The sequence below is a fragment of the Hydrogenophaga sp. genome (assembly GCF_965657535.1).
Classification (GTDB): domain Bacteria; phylum Pseudomonadota; class Gammaproteobacteria; order Burkholderiales; family Burkholderiaceae_C; genus Hydrogenophaga.
Genome location: NZ_CBFHOP010000002.1, coordinates 215,441 through 233,580 on the forward strand (window position 1 = coordinate 215,441; position 18,140 = coordinate 233,580).

Annotated in this window: 13 protein-coding genes; all 13 read right to left on the bottom strand. The window is 59.6% G+C overall.

Going from position 1 to position 18,140, the window contains the following annotated elements; genetic code table 11:
- Position 1: 1 nt before the first annotated feature.
- The 13 genes from ACTG4K_RS03820 to ACTG4K_RS03880 all read right to left on the bottom strand — a co-directional run bounded on the left by ACTG4K_RS03820 (position 2) and on the right by ACTG4K_RS03880 (position 17,889).
- Positions 2-4,756 (bottom strand): glutamate synthase-related protein, encoded by a 4,755-nt coding sequence (locus tag ACTG4K_RS03820; protein WP_439112864.1) that lies wholly within the window; start codon positions 4,754-4,756, stop codon positions 2-4.
- A 192-nt stretch (positions 4,757-4,948) separates the two neighbouring features.
- Complete coding sequence (locus ACTG4K_RS03825; RefSeq protein ID WP_439112865.1) at positions 4,949-5,650, bottom strand: transposase; 702 nt, start codon at positions 5,648-5,650, stop codon at positions 4,949-4,951.
- Positions 5,651-5,713: 63 nt separating this feature from the next.
- Positions 5,714-6,379 (bottom strand): hypothetical protein, encoded by a 666-nt coding sequence (locus ACTG4K_RS03830; protein ID WP_439112866.1) that lies wholly within the window; start codon positions 6,377-6,379, stop codon positions 5,714-5,716.
- A gap of 97 nt (positions 6,380-6,476) precedes the next feature.
- Positions 6,477-7,694: an MFS transporter gene (locus ACTG4K_RS03835; RefSeq protein ID WP_439112867.1), complete on the bottom strand. Its 1,218-nt coding sequence runs from the start codon at positions 7,692-7,694 to the stop codon at positions 6,477-6,479.
- 26 nt (positions 7,695-7,720) lie between these two features.
- The gene (locus tag ACTG4K_RS03840; protein ID WP_439112868.1) at positions 7,721-8,908 is read right to left on the bottom strand and encodes a deoxyguanosinetriphosphate triphosphohydrolase; all 1,188 of its coding nucleotides are present in this window, start codon (positions 8,906-8,908) and stop codon (positions 7,721-7,723) included.
- A complete protein-coding gene (aroB, locus tag ACTG4K_RS03845; RefSeq protein WP_439112869.1) occupies positions 8,905-10,035 on the bottom strand; it encodes a 3-dehydroquinate synthase in 1,131 nt (376 codons plus the stop codon). Before aroB ends, ACTG4K_RS03840 begins: the two co-directional genes overlap by 4 nt.
- A 112-nt stretch (positions 10,036-10,147) precedes the next feature.
- On the bottom strand, positions 10,148-10,702 hold the full coding sequence (locus ACTG4K_RS03850; protein WP_439112870.1) for a shikimate kinase: 555 nt from the start codon (positions 10,700-10,702) through the stop codon (positions 10,148-10,150).
- Entirely contained in the window at positions 10,699-12,753 is a 2,055-nt protein-coding gene (locus tag ACTG4K_RS03855; RefSeq protein WP_439112871.1) for a hypothetical protein, read from the bottom strand. Before ACTG4K_RS03855 ends, ACTG4K_RS03850 begins: the two co-directional genes overlap by 4 nt.
- Positions 12,754-12,798: 45 nt before the next feature.
- Positions 12,799-14,937, bottom strand: a complete 2,139-nt coding sequence (gene pilQ, locus ACTG4K_RS03860; protein WP_439112872.1) for a type IV pilus secretin PilQ — start codon at positions 14,935-14,937, stop codon at positions 12,799-12,801.
- An 11-nt stretch (positions 14,938-14,948) separates the two neighbouring features.
- Entirely contained in the window at positions 14,949-15,500 is a 552-nt protein-coding gene (locus ACTG4K_RS03865; RefSeq protein ID WP_439112873.1) for a pilus assembly protein PilP, read from the bottom strand.
- Positions 15,500-16,171: a type 4a pilus biogenesis protein PilO gene (locus tag ACTG4K_RS03870; protein WP_439112874.1), complete on the bottom strand. Its 672-nt coding sequence runs from the start codon at positions 16,169-16,171 to the stop codon at positions 15,500-15,502. The genes ACTG4K_RS03865 and ACTG4K_RS03870 overlap by 1 nt, the downstream gene beginning before the upstream one ends.
- Positions 16,172-16,189: 18 nt before the next feature.
- Positions 16,190-16,813, bottom strand: a complete 624-nt coding sequence (locus ACTG4K_RS03875) for a PilN domain-containing protein (protein ID WP_439112875.1) — start codon at positions 16,811-16,813, stop codon at positions 16,190-16,192.
- Complete coding sequence (locus tag ACTG4K_RS03880; protein ID WP_439112876.1) at positions 16,810-17,889, bottom strand: pilus assembly protein PilM; 1,080 nt, start codon at positions 17,887-17,889, stop codon at positions 16,810-16,812. The genes ACTG4K_RS03875 and ACTG4K_RS03880 overlap by 4 nt, the downstream gene beginning before the upstream one ends.
- Positions 17,890-18,140 lie beyond the last annotated feature (251 nt).

Consider the following 18,140-nt stretch of genomic DNA (forward strand, 5'->3'; position numbering starts at 1 on the left):
CTTACTTGGCGGCGGCAGCAACCTGCTTGGCCGTGTCCTGTGCTTTGGTGGTGGCCGCAGCGGCTGATTTGCGGGCATTGATCTCGCCCAGGGCGCGCTTGTATTCGTTAGGGAACACCTTCACGAACTTGCCGCGCGACTCGGCCCAGGTGTCCAGCAACTCGCGCGCGCGCTTGCTGCCGGTCCAGCGGTTGTGGTCTTCCAGCAGCTTTTTCAGCTGCGCTTCGTCGGTTTGGTCGCGGTGCCAGATAGCGCGGTCCGTGGTGGCTTCCTGCTCGGCCGCGCTCAGCACCTTGTCCATGCTGACCATGGCGGTGTTGCAGCGTTTGGCGAACTGACCGTCTTCGTCGTAAACGTAAGCCACACCGCCGCTCATGCCAGCCGCGAAGTTGCGCCCGGTTTTGCCCAGCACGGCCACGGTGCCGCCGGTCATGTATTCGCAACCGTGGTCGCCCGTGCCTTCCACCACCGCGGTGGCGCCCGACAGCCGCACCGCAAAGCGCTCACCTGCCACGCCACTGAAGAACGCTTCACCGGTGGTGGCGCCGTACATGACGGTGTTGCCCACAATAATGTTGCGCGATGCTTCACCCCGGAAGTCGATGCTGGGGCGCACGACCACGCGGCCACCGGAAAGGCCTTTGCCGGTGTAATCGTTCGCGTCACCAATCAGGTACAGCGTGATGCCGCGCGTGAGGAACGCACCGAACGACTGGCCGCCCGTACCTTCGAGCTGGATGCGGATGGTGTCGTCGGGCAGGCCTTCGGGGTGCACCTGGGTGACCGCGCCCGAGAGCATGGCACCCACCGAGCGGTTGACGTTGCGCGCCACTTCGATGAACTGCACACGCTCGCCCTTGTCAATAGCAGGACGCGACTTGGCGATCAGGATGTTGTCCAGCGACTTCTCCAGACCGTGTTCTTGCGTTTGGGTGTGGAAACGGGGAACGTCGGCGGGCACGGCGGGCATGGCCAGCAGGCGGCTGAAGTCCAGACCGCGCGCTTTCCAGTGCTCAATGCCTTGCTTGGTGTCGAGCAGATCGGCGCGGCCTACGAGGTCGTCGAACTTGCGGATACCCAGCTGCGCCATGATCTGTCGCGCTTCTTCGGCGATGAAGAAGAAATAGTTGACCACGTGCTCGGGCTTGCCGCTGAATTTCTTGCGCAGCGCCGGGTCTTGCGTGGCCACGCCCACCGGGCAGGTGTTCAGGTGGCACTTGCGCATCATGATGCAGCCCTCGACCACCAGCGGTGCGGTGGCAAAGCCAAACTCGTCGGCACCCAGCAGGGCACCGATGACCACGTCGCGGCCGGTCTTCATCTGGCCATCGGCCTGCACGCGGATGCGGCTGCGCAGGCGGTTGAGCACCAGGGTTTGCTGGGTCTCGGCCAAGCCAATTTCCCAAGGGCTGCCTGCGTGCTTGATGGACGACCAGGGCGATGCGCCCGTACCGCCGTCGTGGCCGGCAATGACCACATGGTCGGCCTTGCACTTGGCCACCCCGGCGGCAATGGTGCCCACGCCGATTTCAGACACCAGCTTGACGCTGATGTCGCTGTGCGGGGCCACGTTTTTCAGGTCGTGAATCAGCTGCGCCAGGTCTTCAATGGAATAGATGTCGTGGTGCGGCGGCGGCGAAATGAGGCCCACGCCCGGCACACTGTGGCGCAGCTTGCCGATGTAATCAGACACCTTTCCACCGGGCAGCTGGCCGCCCTCGCCGGGCTTGGCACCTTGGGCCATCTTGATCTGGATCTGGTCGGCGCTGTTGAGGTATTCGGCGGTGACGCCGAAACGGCCCGAGGCCACCTGCTTGATCTTGGAGCGCATCGAGTCGCCGTCTTGCAGCGTGTAGTCCACCTCAAACACGTCCTTGCCCAGCAGGTCGGACATGGTCTGGCCCTGCTTGATAGGGATGCCTTTGAGCTCGTTGCGGTAGCGCAGCGCGTCTTCGCCACCTTCACCGGTGTTGCTCTTGCCGCCGATGCGGTTCATCGCCACGGCCAGCGTGGCGTGCGCCTCGGTGGAGATGGACCCCAGCGACATGGCGCCGGTGGCGAAGCGCTTGACGATCTCTTTGGCCGGCTCCACCTCGTCGATGGAAATGGCCTTGCTCGGGTCGATCTTGAATTCAAACAGCCCGCGCAGCGTCATGTGGCGCTTGCTCTGGTCGTTGATGATCTGGGCGTATTCCTTGTAGGTGGTCCAGTTGTTGGCGCGCGTGCTGTGCTGCAGCTTGGCAATGGCGTCGGGCGTCCACATGTGCTCTTCGCCACGGGCACGCCATGCGTATTCACCACCGGCGTCCAACATGGTTTCCAGCACCGGGTCGTCGCCAAACGCGGCCTTGTGCATGCGGATGGCTTCTTCGGCAATTTCAAACACGCCGATGCCGCCCACGCGGCTGGCGGTGCCTGTGAAATACTTGTTCACCGTGTCGGTGTTCAGGCCAATGGCTTCAAACAGCTGCGCGCCGCAGTAGCTCATGTAGGTGCTCACGCCCATTTTGGACATGATCTTGGAGAGACCCTTGCCGATCGCCTTGACGTAGTTGTAGATGGCCTTTTCAGCGCTCAGGTCGCCGGGCAGGTCTTTGTGCATGGCCGCCAGCGCTTCCATGGCGAGGTAGGGATGCACGGCTTCAGCGCCGTAACCCGCCAGCACCGCGAAGTGGTGCACTTCGCGGGCGGTACCGGTTTCCACCACCAGACCGGCGTTGGTGCGCAAGCCTTCCAGCACCAGGTGCTGGTGAATGGCAGACAAAGCGAGCAGCGCCGGAATGGCAATTTGCGTGGCGCTGACCGCACGGTCGCTGATGATCAGGATGTTTTTGCCACCCTTGATCGCGTCCACGGCAGAAGCGCACAACGAAGCCAGCTTGGCTTCAACACCTTCACGGCCCCAGGCCGCGGGGTAGGTGATGTCCAGCGTGGCGCTGCGGAACTTGCCCTGCGTCACCTCGTCGATGTTGCGCAGCTTGGCCATGTCGGCGAAGTCGAGCACCGGCTGGCTCACTTCCAGGCGCATCGGCGGGTTCACCTGGTTGATGTCGAGCAGGTTGGGCTTGGGGCCGATGAACGACACCAGCGACATCACGATCGCTTCGCGGATCGGGTCGATAGGCGGGTTCGTCACCTGCGCAAACAGCTGCTTGAAATAGTTGTAGAGCGGCTTGTTTTTGTCGGACAGCACGGCCAGCGGGCTGTCGTTGCCCATCGAACCCAGGGCTTCTTCGCCTGCGGCGGCCATGGGCGCCAGCAAAAACTTGATGTCTTCCTGCGTGGTGCCAAAGGCTTGCTGGCGGTCCAGCAAAGACACATCACAGGGCAGTGGCTCGGCCGTGGTGGGGCCCTCTACATCGTCCAGGCGAATGCGCAGGTTGTCGATCCACTGCTTGTAAGGCTTGCTGTTGACGAGGTTGGCTTTGAGCTCTTCGTCGTCGATCATGCGGCCTTGTTCCAGATCGATCAGGAACATCTTGCCAGGCTGCAGGCGCCATTTGCGCACGATCTTGTTCTCGGGCACGGGCAGTACGCCCGACTCAGAGCCCATGATGACGAAGTCGTCGTCGGTGATGCAGTAGCGAGAAGGGCGCAGGCCGTTGCGGTCCAGCGTGGCGCCAATCTGGCGGCCGTCGGTGAACACAATGGAAGCCGGGCCGTCCCACGGCTCCATCATGGCGGCGTGGTATTCGTAAAAGGCCTTGCGGCGCTCGTCCATGGTGGTGTGCTGTTCCCAAGGCTCGGGAATCATCATCATCACCGCCTGCGCCAACGGGTAGCCGGCCATGGTCAGCAGTTCCAGGCAGTTGTCAAACGTGGCCGTGTCGGACTGGCTGGCGAAGCTGATCGGGTACAGCTTTTTCAGGTCGGCGCCCAGCACCGGGGACGACATCACGCCCTCGCGTGCCTTCATCCAGTTGTAGTTGCCCTTGACGGTGTTGATCTCACCGTTGTGCGCCACGTAGCGGTAGGGGTGGGCCAGCGGCCACTCGGGGAAGGTGTTGGTTGAAAAACGCTGGTGCACCAGACCCAGGGCCGACACGCAGCGCTCGTCTTCCAAGTCTTTGAAATATGTGCCCACCTGGTCGGCCAGCAGCAGGCCTTTGTAGACCACCGTGCGGCTGCTCATGCTGACCACGTAATACTCTTTGCTGTGCGTGAGCTTGAGCGCCTGGATGTTGGCGCTGGCCGTCTTGCGGATCACGTACAGCTTGCGCTCCAGCGCGTCCTGCACGATCACGTCGTTGCCACGGCCAATGAACACCTGCCGGATCACCGGCTCTTTTTCACGCACGGTGGGCGACATGGGCATGTCCAGGTTCACCGGCACGTCACGCCAGCCCAGCAGCACTTGGCCTTCGGCGGCCACGGCGCGCTCCATTTCCTGCTCGCAGGCCAAGCGGCTAGCGTGCTCTTTGGGCATGAAGATCATGCCCACGCCGTATTCACCGGCGGGTGGGAGCGTGACACCCACGGAACCGTCAGGGGCCCTACCGGCCCGGGCCATTTCTTCGCGGTACAGCGCGTCGGGCAACTGGATCAGCAGGCCGGCACCGTCGCCCATGAGCTTGTCGGCGCCCACAGCACCCCGGTGGTCCAGGTTTTCCAGAATCTTCAGACCCTGCTGAACGATGGCATGGCTTTTGTGGCCCTTGATGTGCGCCACGAAGCCCACGCCACAGGCGTCGTGCTCGTTGGCCGGGTCGTACAGACCTTGTTGCTGGAGTTGCTGCTGTTCGGCTGCCGTGGTCATGGCGCTTCCTTTACGGTTCGAGGGCATGAAAACAAAATTCGCGGGTTGCAGAGCTTAGTGCAATGCAACAAAAATGCCAAGCCCAATAATTGGGGTCAGATTCCAATCAAAAATAGCCTTCATTGAGCTTCAATAAATAAGGGACAGATGAACTTCATTGAAAATAACTTTGATTTATATAGATTTTTTTAGTCAAGCTGGCGGATTTGAACGAGATACTGGCCGCCCGGGTCGGGCCTCAGCCACCCGACGGTGGGTTCTTTTTTGCAGTTCTGCAACAAAACCCGTGTCCCCGAGCGCCCAACCGTGCAGCGCAGCTCCCGTGATGCGCGCTTCTTGCGGGCCGCTCAAGCCGGCGCGCACCATTTCGGCGTATGCCGCTTCGCGGGCAAATGGCGTGTTGCCCATGCCCCAGTACAGCGCATGGGGTGTCAGACGGCGGTCTTGAGCCAACCCACTGTAGTGCCGGTGGCTTGACCAGGCAAAGTCCTGTGGCAGGGCCACCATGCCAGCACGTACCGGGTTCAGGTCGACATAGGCCATGCAGGCCAGCAGGTACTGCTCTGACTGGATCAGCGTGGACTTGTAGCGCCCCTCCCACAGCGTGCCGCTGCGGTGGTGCAAATCGTTGAAATAGCGCACGTAGCGCCGCCCCACAGCCTGCATCATCTGCGGCACACCGTGATCGGTCTCCGGGGTGAGCAGCAGGTGAAAGTGGTTGTCCATCAACACGTAGGCGTGCAACGCCACCTGGTGTTTCACCGCGTTTTCAGCGACCAGGTCCAGCAGGGTTTCGCGGTCCTGGTCGCTGGCCACAATAGCTTGGCGGTTGTTGCCCCGCTGAATGACATGGTGCGGGTAGCCGGGAACGGTCAGTCGGGGAAGTCGGGCCATGAGCAGGGTCGGGTCCGGGAGGTTTTGAATCTGACCCCGATTATCGACCCTGAACCAAAGCCGTTACAGAAAACGGCTGGCCTGCCCGACGATAAGCTTGGCCAGCTCGTCCAGCGCAGCGGTGTTCAACTGGGCCACGGTGTAACGGGTGTTGGCAATTTCCAACCCGCCCACCGCAGCCAGGCGAATGTCGAAATTGCCGCTGTCGTGGTTGGGCATCACCCGCACACTGGCTCGCGCGGCCATGTCGTGCTCGAACACGATCGACTGCAAGCGCTTGGTTTCGGGGTGGCGCAGCTCTTGCCGGTCGTGGCGCACCTGCCCGGCCTGCAGGCGGCGCTCCACCCGCTCCAGATCGGGTGGAAAGTTGACGCTGACGCGCCCTTTGGGCAGATCGGCTGCCACCAGCGCGGGAGGCTCAGCGGGTTCGATCCGCCAGCCCAGCGCAAGGTAGTCAAACACTTCTTTGCCCCGCAGGGTTTTTTTGCGGGCATCAAACCGAAAGTCGGTCTGCTTCATCGCAGGCCAAGTCGCCTTGCCGTCCAGGCTCAGGCTCACCGCCGCAGGCTCAATCACATTGAGCTGGCGCGGCAGCTCCATAAAGTAGTGCCACACTGTCTTGCAAGCGGCCTCGGCAGCCTCGGTGCTGGCGTCCAGATGCTGAAGCTCATCGCCCTGCCGCGTTTGCAGCGTCTGCGCTTGTTGCTTGAGCTGGTTCAAAAAGCTCATTGTGGAATCCCCTGTCGGCCAATGAAGCCACCCTCTTCGGGATGATCGCGTGATCAGAATGTTTGAAAGTTTAGCGGCTTCGTGCGGTGCGCGGTGCTCAAGCACAGCCCGGCACAAAGGCCCGCGTGCGCCAAGCGGCCTGCAGCCGTCGGGCGGCCCACACCCCCAGCAGGGAGCAAGCGCCTGTGGCCACCCACGTCCAGTGCCAGCCACCCACCCGCATGGCCAGCCATGCCACCAGCGGCGGGCCTAAAAATTGACCCAGCGAAGAAAATTGCTGCATCCAGCCCACGGTGGTAGATACCGTGTCTTCGCCAGGTGCGAGCGCCACGGCCAGGCCAAACAAGGTGCCCGGTATCAGCCCGCCAACCCCTGAAAAAACCAGCACGGCCAGGTACTGCCACACCGGGTGGCCCTGCGCAGCGAACGCCACCCCGGCACCCAGCGCCATGGCGCCATAAGCCACCGTCAAGATCCACCCGGGCTGCATGCCCCGCGCCAGCAGGCGCCCCGCCCCGATGTTGCCCACCATGTTGATACCCGCTGCGAGCGCGCTGAGCATGCCCACCACCGCACCGCTGTAGCCCGCCTGACTGTAAATCGTGGGCAAGAAACCAACCACCGCCAACCACTGACCGGAATACAGAAAGAACGCTACGGCCACCAGCCAGGGGCCCGGAGCGCGCAAGGTGCGCTCCAGCCGTGGCCACAGCCGAACCAGGGTTGGCTTCACCAGGCCATTGGCTACCCGCGCGGCTGGCACCCAGCGCAGCAAAGCCCCAGCAGCACACAAAGACACCGCGGCCAGCGCCAGCCACGCCCAGCGCCAACCCACCAGCTGAAACAAAGGCGCACCCAACAGCAGGGCCAACGCGGTGCCCAGCGGCATGTAGGCGCCCCACCAACCCAGCGCGCGCGCCAGCGTGGGGGCGTGCGCCACGCGCTGGCGCAACAAGCCGGGGGCAGGCAGCACCGCCATCAAAAAGCCCATGCCCTCCACCACCCGGGTCAGCAGCAGCATGTTCACGTCGGGCGCAGCAGCGCCCAGTGCGCTGCCCAGCGCCAGCAGCACCAGGCCCGCCAGCATCACGCGGCGCGTACCCAGCCGGTCGGCCATCAAGCCCACCACCAGGCCCAGTGTCATGCCCGCCAACTGCACCAGCGACAGCAAAAACCCCGCTTGCAAGAGCGTGATATCCAGCGCTTCGCGCAACACCGGAATGGCCACCGGCAGCTTGCCCACATGCAAGGCGCAGGTCACACCCACCGCTACCACAAGCGCAGCCAGCTGGCGGGCTTCGACGGCCGTGTTCACCCCCATCGGCGCGGACTCTCCTCGGTTCACGGAAACACCACCGCACCAAACAGCCGCTCGTGCTCACGAACAGCAAACCGGTCGGTCATGCCGGCAATGTAGTCCGCCACCGCGCGTGCACGGTGCTTGGTGCGGGCATGCGCTTCGGGCAATTCATCGGGCTCGTTCAGGTAGCGGTCAAACAAATCAGCCACCACGCGGCGCGCGCGGTCGGTGGTTTCCACCACCTGCGGGTGTCGGTATAGGTTGCGCAGCAAGAATGCCTTCAACACCTGCGAGCGCTCGCGCATGCCCGGCGAAAAAGCCACCAGCCCCGGGCTGCCCCGCACCTCTTCCAGGCTCTGCACGCCCGAGGCGCTGACCAGCGCTCGGGTGGTGTCGATCACGTCGTACACCTGATCGCTCAACATCAGGCGAATGGTTTCAAACAACAATCGACGCCCCGCCAGACTGGGGTGCGCGTGCAGCGCTTGGATGCGGTAGTGCTCAAACAGCGGCACATCGCCCAGCTGATCCATTGTCAGCAAGCCCGAGCGCACGCCGTCGTCAATGTCGTGCGCGTTGTAGGCAATCTCGTCGGCCAAGTTGCACAGTTGTGCCTCCAACGAAGGTGAACCACCGTGCAAAAATCGCTGCGCCACACCACCGGGCTCCTGCGCTTCAAGCCGCTGCGCGTTGGCGCGCGAACAATGCTTCAAGATGCCTTCACGGGTTTCAAAGCTCAGGTTCAGCCCGTCGAACGCCGGGTAACGCTCTTCCAACTCATCCACCACCCGCAGACTTTGCAGGTTGTGCTCGAAGCCCCAGGCCTCTGGCTCGCTGCGGCCCTGCGTGCTGGAAAGCCGCTTCAAGCAGCTGTGCAGCGCATCCTGCCCGGCGTGTCCAAACGGCGTGTGCCCCAGGTCGTGGGCCAACGCCACCGCCTCCACCAAGTCTTCATTCAACTGCAGCGAGCGCGCGATGCTTCGCCCCAGCTGCGCCACTTCCAGCGAGTGGGTGAGCCGTGTGCGAAACAGGTCACCCTCGTGGTTTAGGAAAACCTGCGTCTTGTAAACCAGGCGCCGAAACGCCGTGGAGTGGATCACCCGGTCGCGGTCGCGCTGAAAGGCGGTGCGCGTGGGGGCCTCGGGCTCTAGGAAACGGCGGCCCCGGCTTTGCGCCGGGTCGCAAGCGAAAGGGGCCAAACCGGCAGGCCGTCCGGCTGGCGGCGTCATGCGCTGGCGCAACTGGCTTCAATCACCCGAGCCACCACGGCATCTTGCGCACCTCGCACCACCGCTTTGCCGGGCCCGTCGATCAACACAAACTTGATCTCACCCGCTTCAGACTTCTTGTCCACCCGCATCAGCGCCAGGTACCGGCCCACGTTGTCTTGCGCATCCAGCGTGGGCGCCACCGTGGGCAAACCGGCCCGCTGAATCAGCCGCGTCAGCCGCTCAACAAAAGCCGCATCCACCAGACCCAGCGCCTGCGACAAACGCGCGGCCATAACCATGCCGCAGCCCACCGCCTCGCCATGCAGCCACTGCCCGTATCCCATGCCCGCCTCGATGGCGTGGCCAAAGGTGTGCCCGAAATTGAGAATGGCACGCAAGCCAGACTCGCGCTCGTCTTGCCCGACCACGTACGCCTTGATCTCGCAGCTGCGCCTGACCGCATAGGCCAGCGCCTGCGGGTCCCGCACCATCAGCGCGTCCATGTTGACCTCAATCCACTCCAGAAAAGCCATATCGGCAATCGGTCCGTATTTGATAACCTCGGCCAAACCTGCACTCAGTTCGCGCACGGGCAGCGTCTTGAGCGTGTCCAGGTCGCACACCACGCGCTGTGGCTGGTAAAAGGCGCCAATCATGTTCTTTCCCAGCGGGTGGTTGATGGCTGTTTTACCGCCTACCGACGAGTCCACCTGCGCCAGCAGGGTGGTGGGCACCTGCACAAACGGCACACCCCGCATGTAGCTGGCGGCGGCAAAGCCGGTCATGTCGCCCACCACCCCACCGCCCAGGGCAAACAGTACCGTTTTGCGGTCGCAGCCACGGCCCAACAACGCGTCAAAAATCAGGTTCAGCGATTCCCATGTTTTGTAGGCCTCACCGTCTGGCAAGGCCACCGTGTGAACCACCGGGTAGCGCGGTGCCAGCGCGGTTGCCAGGCGTGCGGCATACAGCGGTGCGATTGTTTGGTTGGTCACGATCAGCGCACAGGCCGCTGCCGGCAAGCCACGGTAGCTGGCCTCGCTGTCAAACAAATTTGAGCCAATCAAAATGCCGTAGCTGCGCTCGCCAAGGGCAATGTCCACCTGCTCGGTGGTGAGGGTGTGGTGCTGAGATTGCGTGTTCATAGCCCTTTAGTTTAGGCCCTGTGCCAGGGCCTGGGCGCCGGTGCGGTGGGTGATGCTGTCAAACACCAAGCCCCACCTTTCACCCACCCCAAAATGGCAGAAATTTTTTCGCTCAGTCCAGCTTCGGCGGGCGTTCTGAAAGCACACCCACCGGTACCGCACCCCCTAACTCCAACTGCATCACAATCATGTTCACCAGCGTCGCCACCGAAGGCCGCCCGGTTTCAATCACAAAATGAGCCGTTTCGCGGTAAAAAGGATCGCGCACCGCATACAGATCACGCAAACGCTGCAGTGGATCGGCAACCTGCAGCAAGGGCCGATTGCGGTCGTTGCGCAGACGCCGAAACACCTCCTCAGGTGAGGAGCGCAAGTAAACGACCTGACACCGGTCACGCAAATGCGCTCGGTTTACAGCGCGCAGCACCGACCCACCGCCGGTAGACAAGACACAGGGCTCACCCAGAGTTAGCTCGTCCAACACCGCCTCTTCAACGTCGCGAAAACGCTCCTCCCCATCACGCTCAAAAAACTCACGGATGGAGCAGCCAATGCGCTGCTCAATCACGTGGTCTGAGTCAAAGAAGGGAACGGCCAGTCGCCTAGCCAGTTGCCTCCCGACGGTGGACTTGCCACTGCCGGGGAGTCCCACCAAAGATATGATCAAAGTAGTACCGAAAATGTCGTTTTCAGCCCAGAGGGCGCCGTCACATCTATGAAGAGTTGATCACCGGGACGACAGTCCCTAAGGCTCACCTGGTGACGGGTCGCCAAATCGGCCGCTGGTGAGTTGCCTGGGGAAATGTTCGGGATCGGCGTACCGGTAGGGCCAAAACTCACCGCACAGCTTGCTCCGTCGGAGGTGTTAGTGTCCACTGCGGTAGCGGCAATACGGGTTCCCGATGGCATGGGAAGCGATGGGTGGGCAGCACTGCCGACCACCAAGTTCGCCGCAACTGGTATTGAGATAGTCCGTGTACCCGTTCCATCAGGCACGGTAGCGTCTACACGGTCGAGCGCGAACGTCAAAGTCGGTGAAGACGATGAGAACATAATCGTGGTTTGCTGACGGACTGTGGTCGCCAAGGTAGTGTCACAACTGTTGGCAATGGAAGGAAACGGCGCGCCCGAGTTAGCACAAGAAGCACCAGTCACACTGCGCGGAATCCTGAATTCACCTACGCTAAAAGTCCCATCTTCATTGTCATCACGATACGTATCACCTATTTGGATGAGTGCGTCTGTACCAGCATCGAACCTGTTGTTGCTGTTTACATCGCTGTAATCCTTGGTGCCTTCAGTGTATGCCAGCACCGACACCCGACCATCGAGTGGCCGATTATTTTGGCTGATGAAGTTCACCGAGCACGAAGAAATATTATTCACTCTCGTGGTGGCGCAATTGGACGCCACTTGTCCACCCTCTGTGGTGAAGTTTACAACCGTGCCATCTTCAACGGCATTCCCCTGCCGATCAGCGATAAGCGCGGTCAAACGCGTACTGGTTCCGTCGATGTCCCAACCTTCGATGTTGAAGGTTTCCACGGACAGACTCATGAAGCGCTGTGAAGGCGGGCCAGAAGCTACTGTCAGATTTTGAGATTCGGCAAATATGTTGGGGTTTGCCTCCAGTGCAGCACGTAATCTGATTGGGCCTGGAATGGTCCCAGAAAAAACGGGAACTGACGCGACGCCAGTAGCATCGGTGGTAACCGTAACGGTAGACACGGAACCAGAGGACCCAATACCCACTCCGCCTGGATTGGCGAGGAGAGTGAATGTCACGGTTTCGTTTGACATTCCTGTTGCAGCGGAGGAGAGCACTCGAAAACTAACGATAGCCTGCTCCACTGCACCAGATCCAGCTACGAAAATTTGAGCAGGCGTTGCCGAAACGAAAGTCACGGCACTGGCGCTAGGCGCAGCAACGTTCAAAGACATCGATTGTGGAGTAGCGCCAGCGCTGGAAGCTGAGATTGTGATAACTCCGCTGCACAGCGAACCATCTGGCGCAACCGCCGTGTAAGTAGCGGGCGCAACACCACTACCGTTGGTAGTAACACTGACACCACCTGGTAACAACGAGCCATTGATACGGCCGCACGATGCGGTGTAAGTAATATTGACAGGAACGCCAGTAGAAGGCAACCCACCCACTAAGGCAGTTGTAGCCAAGGATGTGTTGCCGCCCGAAGTTAGATTGAGAGATCCCGCCGTGATAGCAGTCAAGCTCAAACTAGCTGCATCCACTGAAAAATCAACACTGCCAGAAACAGTAGTACCAGCCAAATCTGCTGAACCCGATAGCGTGGCAGCCCCCACACTGGACAGTGAGGCCGGTGCAATAGCGACTTCGGCCACACCTGCTGAGGAATTGGTAAGCGCCGTCGTCGGAGCCAAAGTCGCGATGCTTGCACCGTTTAAATTGAAAGTGATGACTGTATTGGGGACGACTGCACCAGCTGCATCTCTTAAGGTGGCTCGCGCAACAAATCCGCCACCCACAGAAATGCTGTTAATTGGAACTCCTAACTGATTGACAATCGTGACGACCAGGGTAGGAGTGCCCGTTGATGAATCAACGCCAGAATCAACACCTCCGGTTGCACCAGCATCAGTTGCACCACCTACTGTAGAACCAGGGTTACCGCCACCGCCGCCGCAAGCAGCCAATACAGACACCAACAGTACACTCCCTATTATCTTCAACAGCTTCATTTTTTTGTTCACTTTCAGAAAACGTTATGACCCCGACGGTCAGTCTCAGCGCATCACACCACGATCAGAGATCACGCGTGGCGTGATGAACACCAGCAACTCCGACTTGTTAGACGTCTTGCTTTTGTTTTTGAACAAATTGCCCAACACAGGCAAATCACCCAGCAGGGGAACTTTGGTCGTATCGTCAATTTCAATCAACTCAAAAATACCGCCAATCACCACGGTTCCACCGTTTTCAACCAGCACCTGCGTTTGAATGTGCTTGGTGTTGATGGCGATACCCGCAGCAGTGGTTTCGCCACGGCTGTCTTTGTTCACGTCCACGTCCAAAATGATGCTGCCTTCGGGCGTGATCTGCGGGGTAACTTCCAGTTTCAGGTTGGCCTTGCGAAACGATATGGCGGTGGCACCGCTGGACGTTGCGGTCTGGTAGGGATATTCCGTGCCCTGCTCGATCAACGCTTTCACTTGGTCGGCAGTGACCACCCGTGGGCTGGAGACAATTTTTCCTCGGCCATCGGCTTCCAGTGCTGAAATTTCGAGGTTCAGAAAGCGGTTGGCCGCAGAACTGAACAGGGAAATAGCGAAAGCGGCTGGTGCAAAGCCTCCGGCACCCGTTGAAGGGAGGTTCACGAAGGACGTGTTGATGGTGTCCAGCGTATTTTCACTTTCCAGCGTGGTACTGGACACGGCGTTGTAGCTACCACCAATGGCGATGCGGTTGGTTCCGCCCACGGAATAACCAGCGTCGCCACCCCGAATACCGCGCAGGTCGCTGCCGCCGAGCCGCACGCCGAGCGATCGGCCAAAGCGGTCATCGGCTTCAACGATACGCGCTTCAATCAACACTTGGCGAATGGGAATGTCAAGGCGGGCGATGAGGTCTTGCACCTGCTCCAGCTTGGAGGGAATATCAGTCACAAAAAGCTGGTTGGTGCGTGGTTCCGCAATGACACTGCCGCGCGGAGACAGGATACGGGCGCTGTTGGTGGTGCCGCCCGAGCCACTGCCGGTAATTTGCGTTGCAATATCAGCAGCCTTGGCGTAGTTCATCTGGAAGCCTTGCGTACGCACGGTTTCCAGGCTTTCGATCGAAGCTTTGGATTCAAGCTCTTGTTTTTCGCGGGCTGCAATTTCGTCTTTGGGTGCTATCCAGAGCACGTTGCCCGATTTGCGCATGCCCAAGCCTTTGGCCTGCAAAATAATATCAAGCGCCTGATCCCAAGGCACGTCTTTCAGACGGAGGGTCACTGCACCGGACACGGAGTCGGATGTGACCACGTTGAAGTTGGTGAAATCGGCTATGACTTGCAGCAGCGAACGAACTTCGATGTTCTGGAAGTTCAGCGACAATTTCTCGCCGTTGTACCCTGGCCCCTGCGTCAGTTTGGAAGGGTCAACTTTTTGCTCGCGCACTTCAAGCACAAACTGGTTGTCGCTCTGGTAAGCCGAGTGCTCCCAGTTGCCTTTGGGTGCTACGACCATGCGAACACGGTCACCTGTTTGCGAGGTGGTGACGGTTTGTACTGGCGTGCCGAAGTCGGTTACGTCCAGACGCCGGCGCAAACCTTCGGGCAATGAAGTTTTCAGGAAATCGACCACCAGGTTTTGACCTTGCTGGCGAATGTCCACACCCACTTGGTTGTTGGCCAAATCCACCACGATGCGGCCTGAGTTACCAACGCCACGGCGAAAATCAATCTCTTTGAGTGCCACGGTGTCGCGGTTGCGGCTTTCGGCAAAGGTGGCCTGGGTGGCTGGCGCGGCAACGATGGCATCGGACCGGTTAAGAACAACGATGAGGGATTTGCCTTCCACTTTGGCCTGGTAGGCTGCCGGTTGCTTCAGGTTGATCACCACACGGGTTCGATCACCAGCTTGCACCACATTGGCTGACCGCAGGTTGCCCTGGTTCATTTCGATGGTGTTTCGACCGATATTGTTGACCACGCCGGGAAAGTCCAAGGCAATGCGGGCAGGCGCCTGAATGGTGAAGCCGGTGGGCACGGCAGTCAGGGCTTCGCTGGTTTCAATGCGAATGACCTCCACGCCGCCTTGAACGCCACCGGTTAGCGACTGGATGGCATTTTGGGCTTGGGCCCAAACGGTGGTGAGAGCCATGGAGGCGAAGATAGCGCTCCTGAGCAGTGAGCGCTCCCAGACGCCGAATTTTTTTGCCATATTGGGCTTGATCATTTAGACGCTTCCTCTTGTAGCTGCAGCGCCGCGGGGCGCTCGATCCATTCACCGGCGGAGTCCTGCACGATTTCTCGCAGCGTGACACCGGTTTCCGTAATTTTGTTCACGCGCCCGTAGTTCTGGCCCAAATAGCTCCCAGTCCGCACTTGGTAGAGCAAATTGTCCACCTTGACGAGTGCAACCAATTGCCCTTGGCGGTTCATGCTGCCCACCATACTCATGGCATCGAGTGGGTAGGCTTCCAGCGGCTGCTTGCGGCGGTTAAGCTCTGGCTCTATGAGTGCCGAGTTGGCGATCGTGGTTGCCGGACTACCGCGCATCACACTCGCCAGCTTCTCACTGCTGAAGGGCTCCATCATTCGCTCACCGCTGTAGGTTTGCGGGATGAATTTGGTGGGTTCAGGTATGGGTGTTACTTGAGGTTTTATAGCATTGCGCTCGGATTGCATCCACCCCTGCAACTCGTCCTGACCTGAGCCAGTACAGCCTGCCAACGCAACCAGGCAGCTTGTGCCCAGCGCCAGCGAAAGGTTCTTTGCCTGCATCAATTTTTAACCTCTTTGGACTTTTGCTGAATGGCCACTTCTTCAGGGTCCAGATAGCGGAACGTCTTGGCAGTGCAGTCCATGGTGAGCATACCGTCGCGGTCCCTGATGGGGGTCAGCGTGAGGTTATTGAGGGTCACAATGCGGGACAGGTTGGCAATATCAGCCGCAAAAAGGCCCATGTCGTGATAGCTGCCAGTCACCCGAACTTCAATAGGCAGCTCGGCGTAGTACTCTTTCACCAGCACTTGGCCTGGACGAAACAACTCGAACTGAAGGCTGCGACCCAAGCCAGCCTGGTTGATGTCGGACAACAGCGCATCCATTTCGGCCTTGCTGGGCAACTGGCGCTCCAGCTGCGTCACGTATTGCTGCACCTGCTCCAGTTGCTTTTTAAGCGCATCAAGGTTGACAGCTTGCACCAGTTTGCCGCGGTAGTCTGTGCGCAGTTGCTCTTCTCGGGTTTTTTCTGCCAGCAATTCTTCATCAGAAGTTTTGAGCCAGGCGAACCACAGCCCCGCGATCACAGCCACACAGACCGCTATGTACAAAAGGTTGCGCGGCAGCGCCGGCCACTGGGACGGGTCGTTGGGATCAAGGCCTGAAAACTGGCTTTTGAATTGTTCTTGGACTACTTTGAAATCGACGTTGATCTTGGGCATGTTGGCCATGGTGCGTCGGTGCCTCAATCAGACTTTGCCAGGCACGACAGGCGCAGTCGTGGCGTTGCCAGAGGCCGTGGTGGCTGCGGTTGACGGGCGAACCAGCGCCACGCGAATGGTGAAGTTGGAAACGCGCCGCTGCTCTTTGTTGGGGCCGGCCACATTGGACGCCACAATTTCGACCAGTTCGGGGCGGCTCAACCACGGGCTGTTGTTGCCCAGATTGCGCAACAGCTCAGAAACCCGCTCTTGAGATTGCGCAACACCGGTGAGCAACACGCTCTGGTTTTCCTGCTTCATGCTACTGAGGTAAATGCCGTCGGGCAGCTGAGCCACCAACTCGTCCAACAGGTGCACGGGCAAGTTGCGGTCACCCTGAAGATCTTCGACAGCTGTCTGGCGCGCGCGCAATGAGGCAATTTCTTTTTGCAGGCTAGCTATGTCTTTGATCTCTAGATCAAGCTTGGCTATCTCGCTCTGAAGAAAACTGTTGCGCTCTTGCTGGGTGGCTATTTGGCCCTGATACCAAGAAAAAACTGCGCCGCAAATAATGCCACCGAGCAGTGCCGAAAGACCCAACTGGGTAAAAAATTGCTCTTTTTGCCGCTTTCTGGCCGCCTCCCGGTGAGGCAACAGATTGATCAAAATCATTGGTAAAACCTCCGCAAGGCCAAGCCTGTTGAGGTTAGGTATGAGGGCGCTTCACGAGATATTTTTCGTGCATGCACAGTTGAGGCCATTTCCATGGCGTCGAAAGGATTGATCACCATGCAGGCAAACGACGTTTGCTGGGTGACCGCATCGGTGAGCCCCGGCAATGCGGCACTGCCCCCGGCCAAAAGGATGTGGTCAACCTTGTTGAACGGCGTGCTCGTGAAAAAAAACTGAAGCGCTCGCCCAATTTCTTGCGACATGCTCTCGATGAACGGCCCCAAAACAGCCGCTTGGTAATCTTCCGGCAAATCGCCGGAACGCTTTTTGGCTTCCGCCTCATCCGAAGAAAAGCCGTATTGGCGAACGATGAGCTGGGTGAGCTGCGCACCGCCGAAAGCTTGGTCGCGTTCGTACAGCACATCGTCGTTGCGCATGACCTGCATGCTGGTGGTCAAGGCGCCCACTTCGAACAAGGCAACCAGTGAATCGACACCTTGATTGGGCAGCGTTTCGATGACCCGCCCAGCTGCCATGCGCGAAGCGTAGGACTCAACATCCATCACAACGGGCTTGAGGCCAGCAGCCTCGGCAAGACCTTGACGATCAGACACCTTCTCTTTGCGAGATGCGGCAATGAGTACCTCGACATCGCCCACCGAGCTGGCGCTGGGGCCGATCAGGCAAAAGTCCAGACTCACCTCGTCGAGGGAGAAAGGGATGTACTGATTTGCCTCGGATTCGACTTGGGCTTCCAGCTCTTTGTCTGACAGACCACCGGGCAGAATGATTTTTTTGGTGATGACGGCCGATGCAGGCAGCGCCAGTGCGACATTTTTGGTTTTGCTGCCGCTTTTTCGTACCACCCGCCGCACCGCTTCGGCCACTTCTTCAAATTTTTCGATGTTGCCGTCGGTGATCCAGCCGCGCTCCAGGGGCTCGATGGCGCAACGCTCAAGGACCAGATCGCCAGCGCGATTTCGCCCAAGCTCCACCAGCTTCACACTGGACGAACTGACGTCAATACCCAGCATCGGTGCCGGTTCCCGGCTAAATAACGACCCCAATGAGATCAAGGCGTCCCCCAAAAATGACGGCGCAACGGTACGCCAGACTTAACAATTCACTTGAATGCTAGCAGCAAGCCCCTTGTGCGGCAAAGATTTTTCACTTTTGGCGCCCGGGGAAGCGTTGTCAAAAGCATACGTATTTTTGATCAGTTTCCCAGCTCACGATGATACATAAGGCCACAAATACACAACAACTCACAATATGGGTGCTTGCACTGACGCCCCCATAACCGCGCGATTTTTATAATTCGCTACCG